19 protein-coding genes and 1 riboswitch are annotated in these 24,688 nt (G+C 72.3%); of the genes, 9 read left to right on the top strand and 10 right to left on the bottom strand.

Translation table 11 applies throughout. The features are described 5' to 3' along the window. Positions 1 to 3 precede the first annotated feature (3 nt). From BC793_RS41115 to BC793_RS41100, 4 genes are all read left to right on the top strand, one after another. Complete coding sequence (locus BC793_RS41115) at positions 4 to 399, top strand: ChaB family protein (protein ID WP_109602034.1); 396 nt, start codon at positions 4 to 6, stop codon at positions 397 to 399. Beyond that, the gene (locus BC793_RS41110) at positions 392 to 808 is read left to right on the top strand and encodes a DUF1810 domain-containing protein (RefSeq protein ID WP_109602033.1); all 417 of its coding nucleotides are present in this window, start codon (positions 392 to 394) and stop codon (positions 806 to 808) included. Before BC793_RS41115 ends, BC793_RS41110 begins: the two co-directional genes overlap by 8 nt. Positions 809 to 1,275: 467 nt before the next feature. Then, positions 1,276 to 2,835, top strand: coding sequence for a D-alanyl-D-alanine carboxypeptidase/D-alanyl-D-alanine endopeptidase (gene dacB / locus BC793_RS41105; protein ID WP_109602032.1), 1,560 nt, complete (start codon positions 1,276 to 1,278; stop codon positions 2,833 to 2,835). Positions 2,836 to 3,294: 459 nt separating this feature from the next. Continuing rightward, positions 3,295 to 3,411: riboswitch (SAM riboswitch) on the top strand. 14 nt (positions 3,412 to 3,425) lie between these two features. After that, positions 3,426 to 4,022: a GNAT family N-acetyltransferase gene (locus BC793_RS41100; RefSeq protein WP_109602031.1), complete on the top strand. Its 597-nt coding sequence runs from the start codon at positions 3,426 to 3,428 to the stop codon at positions 4,020 to 4,022. Positions 4,023 to 4,345: 323 nt separating this feature from the next. On the opposite strand, the gene BC793_RS41095 is transcribed toward BC793_RS41100, so the two are convergent. From BC793_RS41095 to BC793_RS41080, 4 genes are all read right to left on the bottom strand, one after another. Next, a complete protein-coding gene (locus tag BC793_RS41095) occupies positions 4,346 to 4,960 on the bottom strand; it encodes an HNH endonuclease family protein (RefSeq protein ID WP_239170584.1) in 615 nt (204 codons plus the stop codon). A 462-nt stretch (positions 4,961 to 5,422) separates the two neighbouring features. Then, a complete protein-coding gene (locus BC793_RS41090; protein WP_109602030.1) occupies positions 5,423 to 6,664 on the bottom strand; it encodes a vanadium-dependent haloperoxidase in 1,242 nt (413 codons plus the stop codon). Beyond that, positions 6,661 to 7,020 carry a hypothetical protein gene (locus tag BC793_RS41085; protein ID WP_109602029.1) on the bottom strand — a complete coding sequence of 120 codons (360 nt, stop codon included), beginning with the start codon at positions 7,018 to 7,020 and terminating at the stop codon, positions 6,661 to 6,663. Before BC793_RS41085 ends, BC793_RS41090 begins: the two co-directional genes overlap by 4 nt. A 26-nt stretch (positions 7,021 to 7,046) precedes the next feature. Further along, on the bottom strand, positions 7,047 to 8,549 hold the full coding sequence (locus BC793_RS41080) for a GGDEF domain-containing protein (RefSeq protein WP_109602028.1): 1,503 nt from the start codon (positions 8,547 to 8,549) through the stop codon (positions 7,047 to 7,049). A gap of 105 nt (positions 8,550 to 8,654) precedes the next feature. Here BC793_RS41080 and BC793_RS41075 point away from each other — a divergent pair, with 105 nt between their 5' ends. Next, positions 8,655 to 9,836, top strand: a complete 1,182-nt coding sequence (locus BC793_RS41075; protein WP_109602027.1) for an acyl-CoA dehydrogenase family protein — start codon at positions 8,655 to 8,657, stop codon at positions 9,834 to 9,836. Between the two features lie 288 nt (positions 9,837 to 10,124). Here the strand turns inward: BC793_RS41075 and BC793_RS41070 are convergent, their stop codons facing one another. The 4 genes from BC793_RS41070 to BC793_RS41055 all read right to left on the bottom strand — a co-directional run bounded on the left by BC793_RS41070 (position 10,125) and on the right by BC793_RS41055 (position 18,077). Continuing rightward, positions 10,125 to 10,790: a GNAT family N-acetyltransferase gene (locus BC793_RS41070; protein ID WP_109602026.1), complete on the bottom strand. Its 666-nt coding sequence runs from the start codon at positions 10,788 to 10,790 to the stop codon at positions 10,125 to 10,127. A gap of 81 nt (positions 10,791 to 10,871) precedes the next feature. After that, positions 10,872 to 13,934 carry a putative bifunctional diguanylate cyclase/phosphodiesterase gene (locus BC793_RS41065; RefSeq protein WP_109602025.1) on the bottom strand — a complete coding sequence of 1,021 codons (3,063 nt, stop codon included), beginning with the start codon at positions 13,932 to 13,934 and terminating at the stop codon, positions 10,872 to 10,874. Between the two features lie 103 nt (positions 13,935 to 14,037). Further along, positions 14,038 to 14,946: a 5'-3' exonuclease gene (locus BC793_RS41060; RefSeq protein WP_109602024.1), complete on the bottom strand. Its 909-nt coding sequence runs from the start codon at positions 14,944 to 14,946 to the stop codon at positions 14,038 to 14,040. A 20-nt stretch (positions 14,947 to 14,966) separates the two neighbouring features. Continuing rightward, positions 14,967 to 18,077 (bottom strand): AfsR/SARP family transcriptional regulator, encoded by a 3,111-nt coding sequence (locus BC793_RS41055; RefSeq protein ID WP_109602023.1) that lies wholly within the window; start codon positions 18,075 to 18,077, stop codon positions 14,967 to 14,969. An 83-nt stretch (positions 18,078 to 18,160) separates the two neighbouring features. Between BC793_RS41055 and BC793_RS41050 the strand changes: the two genes are divergently transcribed. Next, positions 18,161 to 18,484 (top strand): hypothetical protein, encoded by a 324-nt coding sequence (locus tag BC793_RS41050; protein ID WP_109602022.1) that lies wholly within the window; start codon positions 18,161 to 18,163, stop codon positions 18,482 to 18,484. A 257-nt stretch (positions 18,485 to 18,741) separates the two neighbouring features. Here the strand turns inward: BC793_RS41050 and BC793_RS41045 are convergent, their stop codons facing one another. Continuing rightward, a complete protein-coding gene (locus tag BC793_RS41045) occupies positions 18,742 to 21,072 on the bottom strand; it encodes an ABC transporter permease (RefSeq protein WP_239170581.1) in 2,331 nt (776 codons plus the stop codon). Continuing rightward, positions 21,069 to 21,758: an ABC transporter ATP-binding protein gene (locus BC793_RS41040; protein ID WP_109602021.1), complete on the bottom strand. Its 690-nt coding sequence runs from the start codon at positions 21,756 to 21,758 to the stop codon at positions 21,069 to 21,071. The genes BC793_RS41045 and BC793_RS41040 overlap by 4 nt, the downstream gene beginning before the upstream one ends. 152 nt (positions 21,759 to 21,910) lie before the next feature. Here BC793_RS41040 and BC793_RS41035 point away from each other — a divergent pair, with 152 nt between their 5' ends. The 3 genes from BC793_RS41035 (at position 21,911) to BC793_RS41025 (ending at position 24,646) form a co-directional block, all read left to right on the top strand. Next, positions 21,911 to 22,723, top strand: coding sequence for a sensor histidine kinase (locus tag BC793_RS41035; protein ID WP_109602052.1), 813 nt, complete (start codon positions 21,911 to 21,913; stop codon positions 22,721 to 22,723). 119 nt (positions 22,724 to 22,842) lie between these two features. Further along, a complete protein-coding gene (locus BC793_RS41030; protein WP_239170580.1) occupies positions 22,843 to 23,484 on the top strand; it encodes a response regulator in 642 nt (213 codons plus the stop codon). Between the two features lie 19 nt (positions 23,485 to 23,503). Then, positions 23,504 to 24,646 carry an acyl-CoA dehydrogenase family protein gene (locus BC793_RS41025; RefSeq protein WP_109602019.1) on the top strand — a complete coding sequence of 381 codons (1,143 nt, stop codon included), beginning with the start codon at positions 23,504 to 23,506 and terminating at the stop codon, positions 24,644 to 24,646. Positions 24,647 to 24,688: the final 42 nt, after the last annotated feature.

Raw genomic sequence — 24,688 nt, 5'->3', positions numbered from 1 at the left:
GGTATGCCTGGACGTGAGGAACTCCCTGACACTCTCAAGCGCTCGCCGAAGAAGGCGCAGGACACGTTCATCAAGACCCACGACTCGGCCGTCGACCAGTACGGCGAGGGAGAACGCGCGCACCGCACCGCGTTCTCCGCCGTCAAGCACTCGTTCGAGAAGGTCGGCGACCACTGGGAGCCCAAGGAGAAGAAGGGCCCCAGCGACGCCAAGGCCGCCAGCGGGCGCGACACCCGGGCCGAGACCGCCGGCGGTGTCGACGCCAACGCCGGCAAGGAACACCTGCTCGACATCGCCCGGCGCCTCGACGTCACCGGCCGGTCGAGGATGACCAAGGCCCAGCTGGTCGAAGCCATCCAGAAGGCCAACGCCCGCGAGACCCGGCGGGCCCGTGGCTGATCTGCACCGCTTCGTGGACGCCCAGGAGGGCGTCCACGAACAGGCCCTCGCCGAGCTGACCGCCGGACACAAACGCGGGCACTGGATGTGGTTCGTCTTCCCCCAGCTCGACGGCCTCGGATCCAGCCCCACCGCCCGGCGGTACGCCATCCACGATCTCGAAGAGGCTCGGGCGTATCTGGCCCATCCGGTCCTCGGCCCGCGCCTCGTACAGTGCGCCGAAGCCCTGCTCCGGCATCAGGGGCGTACCGCCGAGGACATCCTGGGTCATCCGGACGACCTCAAACTCCGTTCGTCGATGACCCTCTTCGCCCGCGCCGCCGATGATCCGGCCCCGTTCGCGGCGGTCCTCGATCACTACTACGACGGCCCTGACCAGCGAACGCTGCAACTGTTGGGCGCTGGCTGAGCCCGTCACCGACTGCTGCTTGGAGCCTCTTGGCTGGTTGGGCACGGGATCAACCCGCACCTGCCCTCGCGGCTGTTCGGCTGCGGGGTGAATCTCCACCTTCTGTGGGCCTTGCCGCTGCTCGAACGCGGAGTAGGGCCCCCACCTTCTGTGGGCCCCTGCCGCTGCCCAGGCGGGGGTGAGCCCGCACCTTCGTAGGCCTCGCCGCTGCTTGGGCGGGGGTAAACCTGCACGTCCTGTGGGCCTCGCCGCTGCCTGGTTCCGGGGTAAAGCCTGCGTTACCGGGAAGAGTCACCCTGGCGCCATCGTGTCCGCACCATCCCGGCGGGCACGATGGCGGGCATGACTGGTCGGATCATCCGAAGGGGGACGGCGGCGGTGGGTCGCGTCGCCGGTGGCCGGGCGTTGCTCGGCGGGCGTGTGACGATCGGGGCGTCCGTGCCCTGCCGCCCGATGAGGACCGACCGATGCGCGCTGTAGCGGTGATCCTCACCGGTCTTCTGCTCGCCCTGCCCGTTCCGGCCGCGGCGGCCACCGTCCCGGCTGATCCGCTCACCGCGGAACTCGACCGGATCTTCGCGGACCGGCGCCTGGCCGGGGCGACGGTGGCGGTGGACGTCCGGGAGGCGTCCGGTGGACGGGTCGTCTACCAGCGCGATCCCGGGCTCCGGGTGCTTCCGGCGTCCAACCAGAAACTGCTCACCGCGGTCGCGGCCCTCGAGGTGCTCGGCGCGGGCCACCGATTCCGGACCACCGTCCACGCCCGCGGGCGGGATCTTCACCTCCGGGGCCAGGGCGATCCCACCTTGACGTACGAGCGGATCGACCAGCTCGCCGCAGCCGTGGCCCGCGGCCGGACGAAGCGGTACACGCGGTTGATCGTCGACGACACCTGGTTCGACCGGGTGCCGCTGGGCCTCGACTGGTCGTGGCAGGACGAGCCGTATGGATTCACGGCACCCCTGTCGGCGCTCACCTTCGCGGCGACCGCGCGTTTCGACACCGCGGCCGTCGAGATCCGCTATCACGGTGTGGCCGGCCGCCCGCCCACGATCCGGATGTGGCCGCCGACCGACACCGTTCAGCTCGTCAACCGGGCCGTCACCCTGGGGCGCGGCGACACCGTCGAGGCGGTGCGGGCACACGGGACGGCGACGGCCACCGTCAGTGGCGCGGTGGGGGCCGGCCGATCGGGGACGGCCCTGGTGTCGGTGCCCGACCCGGCCGCTACCACGGCCGGACTGTTCCGGGCGGCCCTGCGGCGACACGGGGTGACGGTGTCCGGGCGGACCTCCCGGGGGACCGTGCCCACCGACGCCCGGCCGCTGGCCGCCCAGGTCTCGAAGCCGCTCGTCGAGATCCTGCCCCCGTTTCTGAAACTCTCCAACAACGGCATAGCCGAAGCGCTGGTCAAAACGATGTCGCGGGCCGCCGATCCGGCGAGTCCCGGGAGCTGGCCGACCGGTCTCGCCGCCGCGACCCGGGCCCTGGGCCGTCTCGGAGTCGACACCCGGCTGCTCACCATGGGCGACGGTTCGGGTCTGAGCCGCCGCAACTGGCTGACCGCCCGGCAGGTGACCACCGTGCTGGAGAAGGCGCAGGGACGCCCGTGGTTCCCCGCTTTCCGGGCGGCCCTGCCGGTCGCCGGCGACCCGGACCCGATGGTCGGCGGAACGCTGCGCAACCGTATGCGCGGCACCCCGGCGGCCGGCAACGTCCGTGCCAAAACCGGGACACTGTCCGGCGTCAACGCCCTCTCCGGTTACGCGACCGGCCCCGACGGCCGCCACCTGCTGTTCGCCTTACTGGTGAACGCCTCAGTCGACAGCGCCGCCCCCCTGCTGGACGAGGCAGCCGTCGCCCTCACCACCACACCCACGACGGCCTCCACCACACCCACGACGGGCTCCACCACGTCCGCGGCGGTCTCCACCGTGTCCGCGGCGAGGGCTGGCGTGTCCGTGACGCGGTCTTCCGTGTCTGGGGCGGGGCCACTGTGTCTGGGGCGCGGGCTGCCGTGTTCGTGACGAGTCCATCGTGTCCGCGGTGAGATCTAACGTGTCCACGGCGGGGTCCGCGACCCGTCCGCGGCGACAGCAGCCGCTCCGGGTTCGGGAGCCGCTCCGAGAGGCACATGTGACGGCAGTGTCCGGGTTCCGGTGTGTGCGGGTGACCGTGGATCTGTCCGGCTGGTCGTCACCGCTGTCTCAGAGGTCTCAAGACAGCGGTGACGACCAGCCGGAATGCCGAGCTTGCGGGCTCAGGGTCCGGGCCCGCCTCCCGGCGATCTCCTGGACTGCCGGGCACCGGGGGGTTGAAGCCGTCCCGGGTGCTGGTCGCCATGAACTGCTTGACGTTCATCGGGTTGTCGCCCGGCGTGAGCCACCCGCAAAGGACCCCGACGGTGAGAGGGCCGTCGTCGGTGAGTGTCTGCGCGGAGGGAAACCGGAAGCCCACGCGGGACCGACGCTGGTATGTTGCGCGAAGGTCATGAGCGCCAGCGTCAAGCCCCGGCTCGCTGGCCGGCAACCCTCCGCTACGTGGGCGGGGTGCCCCGGGTGATGACCGGGTCCGGTGCGTGCCGCGCCGGGCAAGCCGCGACCCCGAGGGGACCCTCATGACTCGTCTGGATCATCCTGTTCTCCAGGGCCGTCTCGTTCGTCTGGAACCGCTGGCCCCGAGTCACGCCGCCGGCCTGGCCGCGGCCGCCGAGGAGTCGCGGGACTCCTACGAGTGGACGCTGGTACCGACCGCTGCGACCGTCGACGGTTACATCGCCGAACAGATCGCCCGGACCGGCCTCGCGCCGTACGCACAGATCTGTCGGCGGAGCGGCCGGGTGGTCGGTGCGACCGCCTACTGGGATCCGCGGGGTGAGCCGCTCACCGCGATCGACGTCGGGTTCACCTGGCTGGCCGCGTCGGCTCAACGGTCCGGGATCAACCTGGAGGCCAAGTATCTGCTGTTCAAGCAAGCTTTTGAGGGATGGGGCGCGCTGCGGGTGGGATTGAGCACCGACGCCCGCAACGCTCGGTCACGGATCGCGATCGCCGGGGTCGGCGCCCGTTTCGAGGGTGTTCTCCGGAACTGGTCGCGATCCTGGGTTCCGGGCGAGGAGGGGCGGTTGCGGGATTCAGCCTTGTTCTCGGTGGTGGTCGAGGAATGGCCGGAATGTCGCGCCTACCTGGAACATCGACTCTCCGAGACGCGGTAGGCGACCGCATTCGGCGACACCCGGTGGGCCGACAGCATGCGGCAGCCGGGACGGGCGTCGGGAGGGTGCCGGCTCGCGGTTTGCGGAGCGGCCGGCCGGATCGGCGTCGCTGAGCCGCGCTGTGACCGACCACAACGTCGCCATTGTGGACCGCCGTATAGCGGGGTGCCCGGAGGGCGGCGGGAAGGCCACCCTCCGGATCCGGCGTTCTGTTCCGCTTCCGGTGACGGCTTAGCTGGAGCTGCCGGCTCAGCCGGAGCGGAGTCGTCACCCGCGCCGAAAGCGCGGGCTCGGGACCGGGGTGATCAGCTTGGGCTGAGGGATCAGCTGGAGCAGCTGTTGAGCATGGTCTGGAGCGCGGTCTTCTCGGTCGACTGGAGGGTCAGCGAGTAGTGGTACTTCACCGCGATCCACATCTTGGCGTAGGTGCACCGGTACGACGTGATCGACGGCTGCCACGTCGACGGGTCCTGGTCGCTCTTGGACTGGTTGACGTTGTCGGTGACCGCGATCAGCTGCGGGCGGGTCAGGTCGTTGGCGAAGCTCTGCCGGCGGCTGGTGGTCCACGCGCTGGCACCGGATCGCCACGCCTCGGCGAGCGGTACCACGTGGTCGATGTCGACGTCGGAAGCCGCGGTCCAGGTGCCGCCGTCGTAGGGGGAGTACCACGAGCCGGAGGTGGCGGCGCACGCCGAACTGACGGCCACGCTCGTGCCGTCGCGCTTCAGTACCGTCTCGCGGGTGTTGCAGGTTCCGGAGATGGTGATCCAGTGGGGGAACAGGTCACGATCGTAGGTGCTCGCGTTGGCCTCGGCGGCGACGGTCAGCGCGGTGAGGTAGGTCTGGGCCGTGGACTTCGACGGGATCCCGGTGGGGGCGGCCTCGGCCGGGGAAGCCAGTAGACCGATAGTGATCAGGGCGGCGGTGAGGCCGACCATGAAGGGACGGGGGGAGAGGCGCATGAACGGCTCCTTTGCGTCGTCCGATTCGGACCACACAGATCTACGGGAGCCGTACGTCGCTGGATGATGACGTTCATGAATTTCTCGTGTCCGAACAAAAAAGATCAAACCGGGTCGGGAAACACCACCGAAATCTATGTACGGGCTGTGCACCGCATAGGATTCCCGGGTGCGGCGGATAGCGGTGACCGGTGCCGGGATCGTGGTGAGGCCGGCGCCGCAACAAGCATCGCAACCGCAACAAGCATCGCAACCGCAACAAGCATCGCAATCGTGACGAGCGCCGGCGCCTGACGAGCGCGCGTGACGAATACCGGCGTCTGACGAACAAGGGGGCCGTGACGAGTACCGGCGCCTGACGAGCGAGGATCCCCTGACCCGAACGCAAGCCGCAACCCGCGCCGATGCCGTGACCGGCACCGGCGCGACGGTCAACGGTCAGCGGCGACGGAAAGCGTGCAGATAGAGGTAGACACTGGTCTTGGCGCCGATCCCGGCACCGGCGGTGTCGGCGGAGCGGAAGTGGATGCCGCCCCACACCCGGGCGTCGATCAGCTCGTGAAGGGCGTCGGAGAAGCCGGTGAAGTAGCGGGTCGTTCCGGTGTCGGCGCTGGTCGCGTGGAACGGGATGTCGTCGCGGCCGAAGAACAACCGCAGCATCGTCATGTTGGAACCGGTCGCGCACCCGTGCCCGGACGTGTAGTCGGGACTGCCGGGTGTGATGAGCAGCGGCATCCAGGCCGGGTCGCCGGTGGTGTCCGGGTTGCCGTCGGTCTCAGCCAGCTGGATCGCGGTGACCGGCCGCCAGAAGCCCCAGTGCCGCTTCTCGTTGAAGCAGGCGGTGTTGGCGTCCGACGCCGCGATGTTGACCATGGCGAGCAGCCGGGCGGTCTGCACCGTGTCGAGCCGCTGGGTGACGGCGAGCTGCCGGTTGATCTCCCACTGGCCGAGCCGGCGGTCGTGCCACCAGCGGGCGGCGTCGGTCTGGTCGGCGGTACGGGTGGCACTGTTCACCGCACCGATCGCCTTGATCTCGTCGAACTCGCGGGTGTACGCGGCACCGGTCAGCGAGGGCGGCCCGGCGGTCCGGAACAGGTCGGCGCGCGGCAGCACGAACGGCCGCAGGTCGGCCGACCACGCTCCGGCGTTGGCGAACGTGGGCGGGGTGGGCCGCCACCGGCCCGGCTCGGTGCCGACCGGGAACGCCTCGACCCCGAAGACGCCGTCACCCGCGCGTGCGGCGAGCATGGCGTCGGCGGTGCGTTCGCCGACGGCGATGCCGGAACGTTCGGCCCGGCCGTCCGGGATGCCGGTGAGGTAGTCGTCGTACTGGGTCCGTAGCCGGTCGCGCTGGGCCGGGAACAGGGCGGTGAGCACCCGGTGGGCGGCGGCGGCGACCGCGGCGTCGGTCGATTCGCGGCCGGTGGTGCGGGGCGCCGACAGATACGGCTGGTACGGCTGCCCGGCGATGGCGTTGACCGCGTCGTAGACGGCGCCCTGGACCATCGCGAAGCTGCGGCTCTGCACCCACGGGTTCTCGCGGGCGACCTCCCAGATCGCGGTCTGGGCATATGTGTTCCAGGTGATGACGGCGTCGTTCTCGGGGGTGGCCGCCGCGGCCGCCGGGACGGCCAGCGGCGCCAGTACGGCGGACAGCAACAGTGCCAGTGCACGTTTCATCCGCCCATCGGATCCGACGGGTCTGGCATAAACCTGTCAGTCGCCGCGGCGAAGTGGGCGGCCACCCGGTCGCGGGCCACCCTGATCTCCAGTTCGGCGGTGAGTTCGCCGGTACGGGCCAGCTCCCGCAGGTAGTGCACGAGCCGTTCCCAGTCGCTGCTGCCGTCCGGGGCGGCCCGCAGCAGCGGCAGCGACGCGAAGTGCGCGACCAGGTCGGACAGTGCCGCGTACGGTGCCGACGCGGTACACGCCCCGTCCGTACACCCGCGGAAGGTGATCCGTGGCTCCGGACCCGTCTCGATGCGGAAGGCGGACAGGATGCCGTCGCTGCGCCGGGGCACGTCCGGTGTGACCATGCCGCCAACGTAACGAGACGAGGCAATCAGGCCGCGGCCGGAAGTTCGGCGCCGGGTGCCGCCGCGGCGGGTTCCAGGGACTCCTGCCAGATCGCCCAGCGGGTCTCCGGGCCGAGTGACTTGGCCCGGTACATGGCCAGGCCGGCGCGGTGCACGATCTCGTCGTGGGTGAGTTCGCCGGGTCCGCTGACGGCCACGCCGATGCCGGCGGCGAGGGTGATCAGCCGGCCGTCGAGCATGACCGGGCCCAGTGCCGCGGCGATCCGGCCGGCCACCTCGTACGCCTGCTCGGCGCTGTTGATCTCCGGCAGCACGACCCCGAACTCGTCGCCGCCGAGCCGGGCCGGCAGTCCCGGCGCGGGCACGCACTGCCGCAGCACGCCGGCGAACTCGGCCAGCACCCGGTCGCCGGCCTTGTGCCCGAGGGTGTCGTTGATCTCCTTGAACCCGTTCATGTCGATCACCAGGATCGACATCCGGCGGCCGCAGGCCAGGGCCTGGTAGGACGTCTCACGAAACATGGTGCGGTTGGCCAGCCCGGTCAGTGCGTCGGTGAGGGCGCGCTCGTCGCTCTCCCGCTGCACCAGCGTCTGCCGGTAGAGCACCAGCACACTGAGCATCGCCCCGCCCACGGCGAGCCCGCCCCACGGGACGAACCCGCCGTCGCGGGCGGCCTCGATGAGCATCAGCACCGGCGCCACGGCGACCGCGAGGAACGGCAGGTACCGCGCGGGCCCGGGGTCGCGGCGCTCGGCGACGGCCCCGGTCCGCCCCTGCGCCACGGCCGCAGCGGCGAGCAGTGCGTCGGCGGTGATCCAGCAGATGAACTGCCAGGAGCCCATTCGGCCGTCCACAAAGCCGTGCACCGCGTCACCGGTGAACAGGATCAGGGCGCCGGCGGTGAGCAGCCGCAGCGGCCGCTGTGCGGACTCGCCGGCACCGCGCAGCAGGGCCCGGGCCGCGCTGAACAGCAGCGCCAGGTCGGCGAGCGGGTAGACGGCCGCACTGAACAGGACGTCGGCGGAGAAGCCGGAACGCTGCACCAGCGGGCCGATCGCCGTGTACCAGAGCACCACCGAGCCGCCGGCCATCACGGTCAGCGCGTCGACACCGGCCTTGATCCGGTCCCGGCGGTTCGCCGGGGCCAGCGGGAACCGCTGAAGCGCGATCAGCAGCGCCACCACGAACACCACATGGGTGGCGTCGTCCCAGTGCGGGTGGGCGCCCCCGGGGCCGAGGACCATCAGCAGCGGAACCGTCACGACCAGGGTCGCGAAGCAGGCGGCGACCGCACCCCAGGCCTGCCGCAGCCGTGCCGGCAGGTTCGGCATCCGGGCCACCCGCACCGCGGCGACCAGACCGAACAGCCCGAACGCGACCCGGGCGGACTCGGCGGCCGGCTGATACCAGGACAGCGGCGAGAACAGGTCGGCCACGGAGATCACCAGCGCGGCCAGATAGAGGACGCCGAGCCCCAGCGGGACCGGCGGCAGCCCACCGGCCGGGCGGCGGTGCCACCGGAGCGGCATCCGTCGACTCCGAGTGTGCACGGCGCCTCCTCCCAGGATGTGACGCCGGTGCAGATCGGTCCCGCCCGGCGCCACTTGAGGGCCGCCGGTACCTAGGATCGGCTGATGGCCGTACCCCAGACCCACGATGAGGCGGTCACCGCCGCCCACCAGCTCGCCGAGGCCCTGATCCCGGGCGCGATCCAGCGCGACCGCGACGGCGCCGACGTCGTACCGCACGAGGCGGTCGCCGCCCTGGACGCCTCCGGACTGCTCGGCATCACCGTGCCGGCCGCCGACGGCGGGCCCGGCCTCGGGCCGCAGACCCTCGCCGAGGTGACCCGGATCATCGCCGCCGCCGACCCGGCGATCGCCCAGGTCCCGCAGGGCCACTTCCTGATGGTCGACGTCCTCGCGGTGCACGGCGGCCCGGAGGCCCGCAAGCGGATCCTCGGTGACGTGCTGGCCGGCCGGCGGCTCGGCAACGCCCTCGCCGAACGCGGCGGCACGCACGCCCAGGACCTGCGGACCCGGATCACCGGCGGGCTCCTCGACGGCGTCAAGTACTACACGACCGGTGCGCTGACCAGCGCGTGGATCGCGGTCAGCGCCCTCGACGAGAACGACCGGCTGGTGCTGGCGCTGGTCCCGCGCGACGCCGAGGGGGTCCGAGTCGACACCGACTGGGACATGATCGGCCAGCGTGCCACGATCAGTGGCACGGCCACGTTCCGGCAGGTTCCGGTCGAGCCGGGGCTGCGCGTCGACTACGCGCACGCCTACGAGGTGCCGCAGCAGCTCGGCGCGCGGGCGCAGCTGGTGCACACGGCCATCGAGGTGGGCATCGCCGGGGCGGCACTGCGCGACGCCCGCGCCTACCTGCGGGAGAAGGCGCGCCCGTCGACCGAGGCGGTCCGGCACGGCGCGGCGGCCGCCACCGACGACCCGCACGTGCGGCACCGCTACGGACGCCTGGCGACCCGTGTTCTCGCTGCCGAGGCACTGTTGGAGTCGGCCGGCCGTACCCTCGGGGAAGTGGGTTTGATCCCGGCCGACGCGCAGGCCGCGGCGCGCGGCTCCCTCGCGGTGGCCGCTGCGAAGGCGTTCGGCAGCGAAGTGGCGCTGGAGGCCGGTTCGGAGCTGTTCACCCTCTGCGGCACCAGCTCGGCCGCCGCGAAATACGGCCTCGACCGGCACTGGCGCAACGCGCGCACGCACAGCGTGCACGACCCGATCGACTACAAATACACCCACATCGCCGCATACGATCTCGCGGACCAGCTGCCGCCCAACCACGGCCAGATCTAAAGCCCGATTTCGTGCGGTAGGGACAGGGTCCCGTGGCTCCCACGCGACGCAGGCGGCAGTCCCGCCCGACAACGCGACGCACGGGCGTATCCGACGGTCACCAGCTGGCCCCCACCGCTGTCTCACCCGCCGCAAGACAGTGGTGGGAACCAGCCGCGTCGCGGTGGCTGGCCGCCACCGCTGTCTCAAGCGCCGTGAGACAGCGGCGGGAACCAGCCGGGTTGCGGTGGCTGGTCGCCACCGTTGTCTCAGCCGCGCTGAGACAGCGGTGGGCGCCAGCCGGGAAGATCAGTGGGCGCTGTACCTGTACGACGCGAAGATGACGTCGGCGCTGTGGGTGAAGCCGAGACGGCCGTAGAGGCGGATCGCGTTCTCGTTGTCGTGCACCGCGTGCAGGAACGGCAGCTCGCCGCGGGCCAGGATGCCGGCCGCCACCGCGAGCGTGAGCCGGGCGCCGAGCCCCTTGCCGCGGTGCTCCGGGTCGGTGCAGACGGCGCTGACCTCGGTCCATCCGGGCATCCGGAACCGCTCGCCGGCCATCGCGATCAGCCGGCCGTCGGCGTCCCGGATACCGAGGTAGCGGCCCAGGTCGATGGTTCGTTTCAGGAAGGGACCGGGCTCGGCCCGGGCGACCAGGTCGAGTATCTCGGGGACGTCCTTCTCGGTGAGCGGGACGGCATCCGGGTCCTCCACCCCGGACATGCTCTGACCGATCATCTGCACGCCCGGCGTCACCCGGTCGGTCTCCCACCCCGACAGCGGGGTGATCGGCGGGCCGGTGAGCACGGCATAGTCGGTGATCGTGGCCAGGTCGCGCCAGGCCGCCGGATCGGCGGGGTCACTGAGCGCGGCGAACGGGGCGATCTCGGGCTGGTATCGGGCGGCGTTGCCCGCGGCCTCGGCGAAACACGCCTGCGGCCCGGTGAGGGCGGCCCACACGGGGTTGTTCAGCACACCCCCGACCCTGCCCCCTCCCGGGCCGCCGCGCCAGTAGATATCCGTCTAACCACCCACACGTTCGACTGTCGGATGTCGTCACACGACGGCCTGCTGCCGCACCGGGTACGGCTCCGGCTGCACCGCGAGGGCCGGGATCTCCGCTGGCCACAGCGGCCGGGCGAAGTGGTAACCCTGGCCGTACTGGCAGCCCATCGCGTCCAGGGCGGCACGCTGGCCGGCCTCCTCGATGCCCTCGGCCACGACGGCCAGGTCGAGGTTGTGCGACAGGGTGACGATCGCGTCGACGAGCGCGTGCTGCTGACGGCTGTGCAGGATGTCGTCGATGAACGACTTGTCGAGTTTCAGCACGTCCACCGGCATCTGCCGCAGGTAGCTCAGAGACGAGTAGCCCGTACCGAAATCGTCGATCGCGATACGCACACCCATCGCCCGCAGTGCCTTGAGGTCGGCGAGGACCTTGTCGGCGTCCTTCAGCACCAGGCTCTCGGTGATCTCCAGCAGCAGCCACTCGGGCCGCGCACCGGTCTCGGCCAGCGCCGAGCTCACCTGCTCGGCGAAGTCGGCACCCCGGAACTGCCGGGCCGACACGTTCACGCTGACGTAGCGCAGGGTCGTCTCCGGGTTCTCGGTCTTCCACTGCGCGAACTGCCGCAGCGCGTCCCGCAGCACCCAGCCACCGATCCCGACGATCGCGCCGCTCTCCTCGGCCGCCTCCACGAAGTGGTACGGCCCGAGCAGTCCCTTGACCGGGTGCTGCCACCGGACCAGCGCCTCGACGCCGGTGATCCGCTGGTCGACCAGCTCGACGATCGGCTGGAACTGGAGCACGAACTGCTCGTCCTCGATCGCCTCGTGCAGGGCGGTACGCATCTCCAGCCGCTGCATCATCGCGGTGTGCAGGTCGTTCTGGTAGCGCTGCCAGCCGCCCTTGCCGTTGCCCTTGGCCAGGTAGAGCGCCAGGTCGGCGTGCCGCAGCAGCTCGGTGGCGGTCTCCGCGTCCCGGTTGGTGGCGACACCGACGCTGCACTTGGCGCTGATCATGTGGGTGCCGCCGTTGCCGTCGGTCACCTCCACCGGTACCGCGAGGGCCTCGACGAGCGCCGCCGCGACCTGCTCGGCCGCATCGACCGAGTCGCTCTGCTCGACCAGGACGGCGAACTCGTCGCCACCCATCCGGGCCGCGGTGCTGCCCTTGCCGATGTTCGCCGAGATCCGCTGCGCCACCGCGAGCAGCAACTGGTCGCCGATCGCGTGCCCGAGAGTGTCGTTGACCTCCTTGAAGTCGTCCAGGTCGACGAAGAGCACACCGAGGGTGGCGCCGTCGCGTTCGGCCACGCAGAACGCCTGCTCCAGCCGGTCCTTCAGCAGCACCCGGTTGGCCAGCCCGGTCAGCGCGTCGTGGAACGCCTGGTGGGTGAGGTCCTTCTCCAGCCCGCGCCGCTCGGTCACGTCCCGCAGCGTCACCACGAGGCCGGCCACGGTCGGGTCGTTGCGCAGGTCGCGCAGGTCGCACTCGATCTCCACCGGGCGGCCGTCGGCGCGTACCCCGGTCAGTTGAATGTCGTCGAGGTCGCCGACGCCGGACCGGATCCGGAAGAGGATCTCGCGCAGCGCCTCCTGCGAGCCGTCGGCGATGAGCCCGGCCAGCGGCGAGCCGGTCGGGTCGTCGCCGAACAGCGTCTCGGCCGACGGGGTCGCGTACCGGATGGTGCCGTTGGCGTCCAGGATCAGGATGACGTCGGCGGCGCTCTGGATCAGCGTCCGGAACCAGGTCTCGCCCTCCCGGCGGCTCACCTCGGCGGTCAGCTCGATCCGCTCCAGCACCACGGCGATCTGCGAGCTGAGGGTTTCGAACGCCGGCAGCAGCAGATGCAGCACCGGGTCGGACGCCCCGATCACCAGCCGGCCGGTGCGGTGCCCGGACAGCCGCTGCATGGCGTGTACGACGTGGGTGAAGCCGCCGGACGTGAAACCGTCCGGCAGGTCCGCGGCGGCGATCCGGCGGACCGAGGTCTCGCCGGCCAGGCCCTCCGCGGGCGGCAGGAACTGCAGGTGGTACGGCTGGTCGGTGGGCATCAGGCGGGCAACGGCCTCCTTGACCGCCCGCGTCACGTCCTCCTCGGTCGCCGCCGCGAACAGCAGCGACCCGGCCTCACGCAGTGCCCGCTCCCGGCTGCCCGCCTGCCGTTGCGCCTGCGCCAGGTCCGCGACCCGTGCCAGCACCAGCAGGAACATCAGCGCCGCGGCGGCCGCGATCACCGGTGCGTCGACGACACCGCCACGGGCGATCTCCGCCTCCCGGCCCTGCATGTACTGCAGTGCCAGCACGGCCGGGGCGATCAGCGCGGCCGTGCTCAGCCAGAACAGCCGGTGGCTGCCCATGCCCGGGTTGGGCCGCTCGATCGGCTCGGTCAGCGAACCCATCCCCGGCCGCAGCGCGGCGTAGCCCATCGCCGAGTAGAAGACGATCCAGCCCAGGTCGACCGGCCCGCCCAGCGCCCACGCGCTGTTCAGCTGCGACTGGCCGTAGAACACGTCGGAGATCAGCAGCCCGACCATGGCGATGCCGAACGTGGCCACCGAGTCCAGGCGCTTGCCGGAGCCGGTGAACATCCGCAGGATCATGGCCAGCACCAGCACGTCACCGAGCGGGTAACCGATCGAGACCAGCTTCTCCAGCATCGACAGGTGATCGGAGCGGGTGAACGGGGCGATCCAGTACACCCAGGCGAGCAGGCCCAGCCCGACCGTCGGCACCAGAGCGTCCAGCAGCGCCGACCGGTTGGCGTCCCCACTGTTGCGGGTCCTGATCATCATCAGGAGCCCGGCCGTCAACAGCGGATAGAACGCCAGGTAGAAGAAGTCGGCCACCCCCGGGAAGTCCGGTTCCCCGCCCAGTTCGATGATCAGGTTGTAGGCGCTGTCACCGGTGGTGAAGCAGGCGATCGAGGCGCTGATCAGATACCACGGCAGCCTGCGGCGCGGCCGGTTCAGGCGCACCCCCACCAGCACGGCGATCGCGCAGGAGTAGCCGAGCGCGGCCCAGCTGTACAGATGCGCGTCCGGGAAGGCGTAGTAGACGCAGGTCAGGACCAGCGTCCAGGCGCCGAAGCACGCGCGGGCCACTCGCGTCGACATGCGCACTCCGTTCGTCGGGCGGCAGGGTTGCCGACCCGCCGTATCGGGGGCTTCGTCCCCGACCTGAGCGCACGTCTCCGCCCGCACCCGGACGGCAACCTTCCTACCCCGCGAACGCGTCCACCAGCCGCCGGGCGGAGCCGGCGAGGTTCCATCGTTCGGCGAGGGCCAGCAGGGCGTCCGGGTCGCGGGGGGCGGACGGCAGCACCGGGTCGAAGTCGGGCAGCGGCACGTCGGTGGCGACCTTGCACACCGGCAGCGCCCGGGCCAGGTAGTCGCGAGAGGCGTCCAGTTTCGTGCGGACGCCCGGCGCGAACCCGGCGTCCGGGTCGTCGAGGGCGGCCACGATCTGCTCGACCCCGCCGTACCGCTCGATCAGCCGTGCCGCCGTCTTCTCCCCGACCCCGGCGACCCCCGGCAGACCGTCGCTGGGGTCGCCGCGCATCGCCGCGAAGTCCGCGTACCAGCGGGCCGCCACCCCGTACTTGGCGAGCACCAGCGCCTCGTCGGCGTCCTCCAGCTTCGCCACGCCCCGCCCGCAATACAGCAGCCGTGTCCCACGGGCGTCGTCGACCAGCTGGAACAGGTCCCGGTCGCCGGACACCACCTCGACCGGCGCCGGCTGGCCCACGGCGAGCGTCCCGAGGACGTCGTCGGCCTCGTAGCCCTTGACGCCGAAGGCCGGGATCCCGATCGCCGCCAGCGTCTCCAGCAGGATCGGCACCTGCTTCTCCAGGGAGGCGGGGACCTCCTCCACCTCACCGTGGGCGACCCGGTGCTTCTTGTACGACGGCACCAGCTCCACCCGCCACGCCGGCCGCCAGTCCGCGTCCAGTGCGCAGACCAGCCGGTCCGGACGTCGCGTCCGGATCAGCTGGGCCAGCATGTCGAGGAAGCCCCGGATGGCGTTGACCGGCTCGCCGGCCCCGGTCTGCGCCGCTTTCTCCGGGATCCCGTGGAACGCGCGGAAGTAGAGACTGGGGGCGTCAACGGCCAGCAGTGGTCGGCTCACGGGTTCACCCTAGTGTCCGATTACGGCGTGCGGGCGGTACGGGGCCTGCCGGTCTGCCCATCCAGTTCGCCCAGCAGTGCGGCGGTCCCGTCCCGGCCCGGCTGATGGCCGGTCTGCTCGTGGACGCCCAGCGCCTCCTCCGCCGCCTCCCGCGCCTCCGCGTCCCGGCCGAGCCGGCGCAGCGCCTGGGCCAGGATGGTCAGCGCCTGCCCCTCCAGCAGCAGGAACTGCCCTTTGCGGGCGGACTCCACGGCCTCGGCGGCCACCTCGGCCGCCTGCCGCGGATCGTCGCCCAGATAGGCCCCGGCCAGCACGACCAGCAGCTGCGTGGCCGGCTGCTGGAGACCCACCATCGCGCTGACCTGCTCGATCGCGGGCCGTAGCCGCTCGACCGCCTCGGCGGCCCGGCCGGACGCGATCAGCAGCTCGGCGTGCCGCTGGGTCAGCTGCCAGCCGTTGAGCATGTCGATCCGCCCGGCCAGCGCGGTGCGGGAGTCCTCGAGCATCCGCCAGGCCTCCTGGTGACGGCCCTGCCGGTGGACCAGGACCGCCTGGTCGGCGCGGACCAGCGCGACGAGGTGGGTGTTGCCCTCGGCGGTCAGGTGCCCGACCGCCTCGTCCAGGTGGCCGCCCGCCTCGCCGTCCCGGCCCTGGAGGCGGCGTGTCTCGGCCAGGTTGAGCAGGGTGACCGCCCGCCCGAAGCCGGGCGGCTGATGGGCGAGGGTCTGCTCGAAGCAGTCGGCGGCCTCGGCGAGCCGGCCCATCAGCAGCATGATCAGGCCGACCTTGCCGAGAAACTGCGGCGGTACGACACCGCAGGCCATCGAATGATCGAAGGCGAGCCGCGCATGATCGGCGGCGAGACGCAGATCGCCGGCGAACATGTGATGCACGCTCAGCGTGTTGTGCGCGTCCGCCTCGATGTCGTGCCAGCCGGAGTCGCCGGCCAGCTCGAGACAACGCCGGGCGTGTGCCCGGCACCGGTCGTCGTGGGCGTCGGTGGTGTACGCACGGGCCATCACCAGCGCCGCGGCCGCCTGAGCCCGGACGTCACCGGTCCGGTCGGCGGCCTCCACCGCGGCCCGGCCCAGGCTCAGGGCGGTCGGCCCGTCGAGCCGGCCGTTGAAGTGGAACCGGCAGGCGAAGGCCAGCCGCCACACGGCGTCCGGGCAGCCGAGCGCGGTACCGGCCTCGATGACGGCGATGATGTTCCCCAGTTCGGCGGCGAACCACTCCCGGGCCGCCCCGGGATCGTCGAACCCGTGCGGTGCCCCGGAGCCCGGCGCCTGCACGTACCCGGGGTGCAGCACCGCCACCGCCGACTCGACCGTGCCGACCAGCCAGGCGGCCAGCCGTTGCAGTGCGGCGGCCCGTTCCGCGGCATCCGCCCGCCCGGCGGCGTACTCCCTGGTCAAGTCGTGCATGGTGAACCGTCCGGCCCGGTGTTCGACGAGCAGGCTGGCGTCGGCGAGCGCCCGCAGGATCGCCTCCGCCGCACCGGCGTCGTGGCCGGTCAGCGCGGCCGCCGCCGGGACGGCGAGGTCCGCGCCCGGTGCGGTGCCGAGCAGCCGCAGGGCGCGCTGTTCAGCGGCGGTCAGGCTGCGGTAGGACTGGTCGAAGACGGCCCACAGGTTGCTCGCCGGGTCGCCGTCGATCGCCAGCGAATCCAGGCGGGTCCGGGCCACGTATCCGGCGATGCCGTCACCGGGCCGGACGGTCAGATGCGCCGCCGCGATCCGCAGGGCGAGCGGCAGCCGCCCGCAGACGGCGACCAGGTCGGCGGCGGCCTCCGGCTCGGCGGCCACCCGGTCCGCGCCGAGGATCCGGGTGATCAGATCGAGAGCGTCGGCGTACGGCAGCAGGTCCACCTCCAGCCGCCGTGCGCCGTCCCGGGCGATCAGGCCGCCGAGCGCGTCCCGGCTGGTCACCAGCACGAGAGCGGGGGAGGATCCGGGCAGCAGGGGCCGCACCTGCTCGGCGGAGCGGGCGTTGTCGAGCAGCAGGAGCACCCGCTGCCCGGCCAGCGTGTCCCGCAACAGGGCGGACGCGCTGTCGACGTCGGAGGGCACCCGCTGCGGTGCCACCCCGAGCGCGCCGAGCAGCGTGCTCAGCGCCTCGGCCGGGCGCAGCGGGGCGCGTTCCTCGTACCCCCGCAGGTTGAGGTAGAGCTGACCGTCCGGGAAGCGGTGCGCGGCCCGGTGCGCCCAGTGCACGGCCAGCGCCGTCTTGCCGATGCCACCCACGCCGACCGCACCCAGCACCAGCAGGTCGGCGTCGGCGGTCAGCTCGTCCAGCCGGTCCAGTTCGGCGTCGCGGCCGGTGAAATCGGGGATGTCGCGGGGCAGGAAACGCCGCTGCGGCGCGGCCGGCCGCACGGTGCCCGGCGCACGCAGCGACTCGTCGTTGCCGAGAACGCCCTGGTGCAGAGCGGTCAGCTCGGGTCCCGGCTCGACACCGATCTCGTCGACCAGCAGCCGGTGCGTCCGCCGGTAGACGGCCAGCGCCTCGGCCTGCCGCCCGGACCGGTAGAGCGCCAGCATCAGGCATCCGGCGAGCCGTTCCCGCAGCGGTGCGGCGGCCGCGGCGACGGTCAGCTCGGCCAGCACCGCGTCGTGGCCGCCGCGATCCAGCTCCCAGGCGAACACCTGCTCCAGCGCGGTGAGACGGCGGTCGTCCAGCGCCACCCGGGCCGGTTCCACCCAGGCGCCGCTGACCCCGCCGAGAGCCGGGCCGGTCCACAGCGCGAGACCGTCCCGCAGGAGGTGCACCGCCGCATCGAGGTCACCGCGGCCGGCGTGCTCCCGGGCCCCGGTGACCGCCTCGTCGAAGGCCAGCAGGTCGAGCTCCCCGGGGCCGGCGTCCAGCCGGTAACCGCCGTGCACACTCGTCACCGGCTCCGCGCCGGCCGTCCGCAGAGCCCGCCGGACCGCCGAGACGGCGGCGAACACCTGGGTACGGGCGGTGGCCGGTGGACCGGCCTCCCACAGTGCGTCGATCAGCTCGGTCACCGTCACCGTGCGGTTGGCGTTGAGCAGCAGAAACGCGAGAACGGCCCGGCGTTGGGCCCGGGTGATCGGGACCAGCTGACCGTCGGCACTCGCGCCGACCGGACCGAGCACCGTGAACCTCATGTATAGGGAATGTATCAACGTGTGTCGTCATGATTCGCCTCAGTGATCGATCACGACCGGATCGATCAGAAGGAGGAAACAACATGGCGGACACCATTCGTCGTACTGCCAAGGCCCTGGCCGTCGGTGGCCTGGTGACGGCCGGGCTGGTCCTGGCCGCTCCCGGCACCGCGCAGGCCGCGCTCGGCGGCTGCTCGACCAACTACTCCGGCCGGACCGGCACGGCGAAGTGCACGACCGTGACGAACGGCTCCTCGTTCCGCGTCAAGGTGGTCTGTTACAAGATCACCACCGGCTCGATCTCGCGGACCGTCTACGGCGGGTGGAGGACCTCGGCGGGCACGTCCTCGGCGGGCTGCCCGATCGGTGAGGACATCGACGACGTGACCATCCAGAAGGTGGTCTGACCCCGTCTCGCCTGATCCACGGGGACAGGCGAGCCGGCAGCGGTTCGAGGCGGTGACCTGGCGGGTGCCGCGGCCTGCTCCATGCCGCGTTCGCGCCCGACCTGGTGCTGATGCCGCCTCCGCCCTCCCGGCACGCGGACGGCCCGGGCATGACCCCGGGCCGTCCGGTCCGCAGCGGCGGACCGGGGCGGTAACCCCAGCATCCGCCCCGGCCCGTCCGCTGTAGACGAACCGATGCTCAGGCGGGCCGCGGCCCGCTACTCGTTGTGCAGGACCCGGGCGATGCTCAGCTGGGCCGCGGACCGGGCCGGCAACAGCGCGCCGAGGATGGCGATCAACACCCCGCTGAGCACCATCAGCGCCAGCGTCGCCGGGTCCCACACCCGCAGCACGTAGTCGGGCAGGGTCACCTTCGCCGCGTCGGCGGCCAGCGGGATCACCAGCCGGTGCGCCGCCATCCCGAACGGGATACCGAGCAGCCCGCCGGCCACCCCGAGCGCCGCCATCGACGTGACCAGCATGGCGAGCACCTGGCGCGGGGTCATCCCGATCGACTTGAGCATGCCCAGATCCCGGCGGCGGTCCTGGACGTTGAGCGCGACCGTGTTGAGCACCCCGAGCGCCGCCACCGTGGACAGCAACAGCGCCAGCACCGTCGAGATGCCGGTGACGACCACCGTCAGCTCGCCGACGTCGGTGTTGTCCCACAGGGTCAGGCCGGGATCGGCCGCCCGCGCCGACTCCATGAACGCCTGCACGTCCGCCCCCTCGGCCAGCTCGACCTGGAAGTAGAAGTCGGACGGGTCCACCCTCTGCAGCTCCCGCCAGGAGGCGAACAGGCTGTCACCGGGCCCGGGCAGGGACTGCACGGTCTCGCCGACGATCGTGACGGTCGTCCGGACACCCTCCAGCTCCAGGATCAGCGAGTCACCGACCGCCAGCCCGCGCTTGTTGATCAGCTTGGCGGACGCCACCACCTCGTCCGGCCCGGCCAGCCACCGGCCTTTCAGGAGCTGCGCCTCGTAGCCCATCGCGGCGACGTCACCCCGGATGAAGTCGACGTGGACCGGTGAACTCTGGCCGGCCACCGGGACGGTGCGCCCCGCCGACGCCCCCACCTTCGCGACGCCGGGCAGCCCCCGCAGCAGCGCCTCGATCTCCCTGTCGTCGCGCTGGGTCGTCCGCACACCCGCCATGCCGTCCGGCGCCGGGCGGACCCCGACGTCGCCGCCGGCCGCCGCGTCCAGCCGGGACGTCGCGATCAGCGTGTCGGCCAGCCCGGTCGCGAACGTCACCGTGGTCACGCCGAGCAGCAGCGACGCCATGGTCAGGGCGGTCCGGCCCGGCCGGGCGAACGGGAGGCCCAGCCCGAGGCTGATCGAGCGCGGCAGTCGCGTACCCCCGAGGATCCTCTGCACCCGCAGCGCGCGACCGCGTCGTGGGGCGCTGCCCGCGCTGATCGCCTCGGCCGCCGAGAGGCGGCGTGCCCGTGACGCGGGCAGCAGCGCGGCGAGCAGGACCAGCGCCGGCACACCCAGCAGGCCGGCCGCCCAGACCCAGGACTGCACGCCGGTGTCCTGCCCGTAGCCGAGGCCACGGAACGTGTCTTCCAGCAGCGGCCCCGCGCCGAGAGTGCCCAGCACCGTGCCGAGGATCGCGCCGGCCGTCGCCGGGACGGTGACCATGGTCAGGTAGACGGCGACCACCTGGCGCGGGGTGAACCCGAGCGACTTGAGCACGCCGATGTGCCGGAAGCCGGAGACCACCGCGCCGCTCACCACATTGCCCACGATGATCACCGCGACCAGCACCCCGAGCACCCCGAAGGCGCCGAGGAACGGCAGGTAGACGCCGGCGGTCTCGGCCGCCTCCTCCTTGACCACCTGGTAGGGCTCGGCGGCGAGCAGCGCCCCGCCGGGGAGCCCCGTGGTCACCCCGGTCAGTCGCTGCCCCACCGCGTCCCGCGTGGACACGTCGCCGGCGAACCGGTACAGCACCTGAGTCGCGGCCGGTCGCCACGCCGTCATCTGCTCCGGCGTCACCCACCCGTCGGCGGAGTGGCTCACGCTGTACGCCCAGCCGACGACGGTCAGGGCCGTCCCGTTCCCGCTCAGCGACGTCAGGTGGGCCATCGGCCCCCGGGCGAAGCTCGCCTCGTCATCCGGTGGCGCGTTCAGCGTGATCTCACCGGGCGCCGACGGCCACCGGCCCCGCCAGACGTCGAGCCGGTCCACCTCCCCGGCCGGATCGGCCCGGCCGACGACGGTCAGCGGCCCCAGCATCGCACCGATCGGCCCGGCCGCCTCCGTCTCGACGACGGTCTGCCCGAACGGCCCGGCCACCTCGGTCGCGCCGGTGCGCGCGGCGGCCAGCTGCTCCGCGCTCACCCGCGCCGCATCGTAGGTGGCGACCGCGTGCGCGCCCCGCTGCTGAGCGAACACCCGGTCGAACGGCGCCGACGTCGCGTCCAGCAGCGCCAGCGAGACCACCACCGTCGCCGTGCACAGCAGCGCGACCAGCGCGATCACGAACGTCTGCAGCCGGCGGCGGCGGATCGCGGCCCGCGCGGCCGCCCACACGGCGCTCACACCCGGTCCAGGGCGGACTCGGCGGCGACCCGGCCGTCGGCCAGCTCCACGAGGCGGCTGGCGCAGCGGTGCGCGAGCCGCTCGTCGTGGGTGACGATCAGCAGCGTCTGCCCGATCTGGTTGAGGTCGATCAGCAGGTCCATCACCTGCTCGCCGGCCCGGCTGTCGAGGGCGCCGGTGGGCTCGTCGGCCAGCAGCAGCGCCGGCCGGTTCATCAGCGCGCGGGCCACCGCGACCCGCTGCCGTTCGCCGCCGGAAAGCGCGGCCGGGTAGACGTCACGCCGGCCGGCGATGCCCAGCTCGTCGAAGAGCTCCAGGGCCCGGCGGCGGGCGGTGGTCGCCGACGAGCCGGTCAGCTGGGCGGCCAGCGCCACGTTGTCCAGCGCGGACAGGTCGTCCAGCAGGTTGAAGAACTGGAAGATCATGCCGAGGTGGTGGCGGCGGAACAGCGCCAGCCTCGTCTCGTTCATCGCGTCGAGCCGCTCGCCGTGCACCGTCACCTCCCCGGACGTCGGCCGGTCGAGGCCGGCGATCATGTTGAGCAGGGTGGACTTGCCGCAACCGGACGGGCCCATCACGGCGACCGCCTCACCCCGGCGGATCGTCAGCGAGACGCCGTCGAGGGCGGCCGTCTCGCCGTATTCCTTGCGTACATCATCGAGCCGGACCACCGTCTCTGTCGTCATGCCAGGGGACGCTACGGATCGATACCGGGGTATGACATCGGCCGCCGGATGCAATCAGCCCGTGGTCTCATCCCGGGGATGTACGAGGCCGGACCACGGGTTGATGCGGCCCGGTGCGCGGGCGTGCCAAGGTGGTCGGCGTGGGAACGTCGATGCTTGCGGTGGCGCTCGCGGTGGCCGGTTCGGTCGCCGTGGCGCTGGCCGTCGCGCTGCGCCGGGCGAGGTCGCGTCACGAGCACGCGATGGGCGAGCGAGGCTGGCTGCTGGAGCGCGAGCGGGAGACCGCTGCGCGGGCCGCCGTCGGTGAGGAGCGTGCGCGGATCGCCCGCGAGCTGCACGACATCGTCAGCCACAACGTCAGCGTCATGATCGTGCAGGCGGCCGCGGCGCGGGAGGTGCTGGCCACGATGCCGGCCGAGGCGGGGGCGGCGCTCGCCGCGGTGGAGCGCGCCGGGCGCGACACCATGACGGAGCTGCGGCATCTGCTCGGCCTGCTGGCGCCCGACCCGGCCGGGGAGGAGCCCGGCGATCACACGGACCTGGCGCCCCAGCCGACGCTGGCCAGACTGAGCCCGCTCGTCGACCGGATCGCGTTCGCCGGCCTGCCCGTGGAGGTGCGCGTCTCCGGCGAGCCACAGCCGTTGCCGACCGGCATCGACGTCACGGCCTACCGCATCGTGCAGGAGGCGCTGACCAACGCTCTCAAACACGGATCCGGCGGCAGGGCCGAGGTGACCATCCGGTATGCCGATCGCGCCCTGCGCGTGGAGGTGCTGACCGGCGGCCCGAGCGTGCTGACCGGCGACCCGGCCCCACGTGCGGCCCCCGGCAACGGCGACGGCGCGGGCCGCGGCCTGGCCGGGCTGCGCGAGCGGGTGGCCGTCTACGGCGGCGATCTCGACGCCCGTCGCCGGCTCGGCGGCGGTTACCGGGTCCGTGCCCGCCTGCCCCTGGACGCGTCATGACCGACCCCGGCGCCGTTGCCGAGCCTCCCGCGGTCTCCCCGCCTCCCGGGGTGCCGTCGCCCCGCGCGGTGCCGTCGCCCCGCGCGGTCTCCTCGCCCCACGCGGCACCGGAACCGCGCGTGCTGATCGTTGACGATCAGGAGCTGATCAGGACCGGGTTCCGGCTGATTCTCACCGCTCGGGGCATCAACGTGGTGGGGGAGGCCGGCGACGGCGCCGCCGCGGTCGAGGCGGAGCGCCGCCTGCGGCCCGACGTGATCCTGATGGACGTCCGGATGCCGGGCGTGGACGGCATCGAGGCCACGAAACGCATCCTGTCCCGGGCCCCGGCGTGCCGCGTCCTCATGCTGACCACGTTCGATCTGGACCGGTATGTCTACGCGGCGCTCGCCGCCGGGGCCAGCGGATTCCTGCTCAAGGACGTGACCGCCGACCACCTGGCAGCCGCCGTCCGCCTGGTCGGCACCGGTGACGCCCTGCTCGCGCCGTCGATCACCCGCCGGTTGGTGGAGCGGTTCGCCGGCGTCGGCCCGGCACCGGCCGTGCACCGTGACCTCGCCGCCCTGACCCCGCGGGAGCTGGAGGTGCTGGCCCTGCTCGGCCGTGGCCTGTCGAACACCGAGTTGGCCGGGTCGTTGACGTTGAGCGAGGCGACCGTGAAGACTCACGTGGCCCGGATCTTCTCGAAACTCGACCTGCGGGACCGGGCGCAGGCGGTGGTGCTGGCGTACGAGACCGGCTTGGTTACCCCATCCGGTTAACGAGCGTTAAGCTGCTGACATGACCGTGGATCGACTGCTTCCCACCCCTGAAGCGCACGACCTGCTCGACCTCACCACCGACCTCGCCACCCGCGAGCTGGCCGGCAAGGTCGACGACTTCGAGGCGCGCGGCGAGTTCCCCCGCGAGGTCCTGCGCACTCTCGGCAGGTCCGGGCTGCTCGGGCTGCCCTACCCGGAGGCCGTCGGCGGGGCCGCCCAGCCGTACGAGGTGTATGTGCAGGTCCTGGAGATCCTGGCCGGGACGTGGCTGGGCATCGCCGAGGCGGTCAGCGTGCACACCCTGTCGTGTTTCCCGGTCGCCGAGTTCGGCACCGGGAAGCAGCAGGCGATGCTGCCGGAGATGGTCGGCGGGGAGCTGCTCGGGGCGTATGCCCTGTCCGAGCCGCAGGGCGGCAGTGACGCCGCCGGCCTGACCACCCGTGCCGTGGCCGACGGTGACGACTTCCTGGTCACCGGCACCAAGGCGTGGATCACGCACGCCGGCCGTGCCGACTTCTACAACATCTTCTGCCGCACCGGCGGTCCCGGCCCGCGCGGCATCTCGTGCCTGCTCGCCGACGCCGACACGCCCGGCCTGATGCCGCAGGCGACGGAGAAGCTGATGGGCCTGCGCTCGTCGGCGCCCGCCCAGATCGTTCTCGAGAACGCCCGCATCCCCCGGGAGCGTCTCGTCGGCGAGGAGAACCAGGGGTTCACCATCGCGATGCGCGCCCTGGACGCCGGCCGGCTCGGCATCGCCGCCTGCGCGGTCGGTCTCGCCCAGGCCGCCGTCGACTACGCGACCGCCTATGCCAAGGAGCGCGAGCAGTTCGGCAAGCCGATCGCGTCGTTCCAGGGCATCGGGTTCATGCTCGCCGACATGGCCACCCAGGTGTCCGCGGCCCGCGCGCTGCTGCTGTCGGCGGCCCGCCTCAAGGATGCCGGCCGCCCGTTCTCCATCGAGGCGGCCAAGGCGAAACTGTTCGCCACCGACATGGCCATGAAGGTCACCACCGACGCGGTCCAGGTGCTCGGCGGTGCCGGTTATGTCTCCGACCACCCGGTGGAGCGCTGGTTCCGGGAGGCGAAGGTGCTCCAGATCGTCGAGGGCACCAACCAGATCCAGCGCCTGGTCATCGCGAGGTCCATGACCGGCAGCTGACCGACCCGGCTGAAGCGGGCGCCGGCCGGACCACCCCCGAGA

Source organism: Actinoplanes xinjiangensis (assembly GCF_003148685.1).
GTDB lineage: Bacteria > Actinomycetota > Actinomycetes > Mycobacteriales > Micromonosporaceae > Actinoplanes > Actinoplanes xinjiangensis.
Note: the sequence above shows the minus strand (reverse complement) of the source record. Positions and strands in the feature narration are given on the sequence as shown.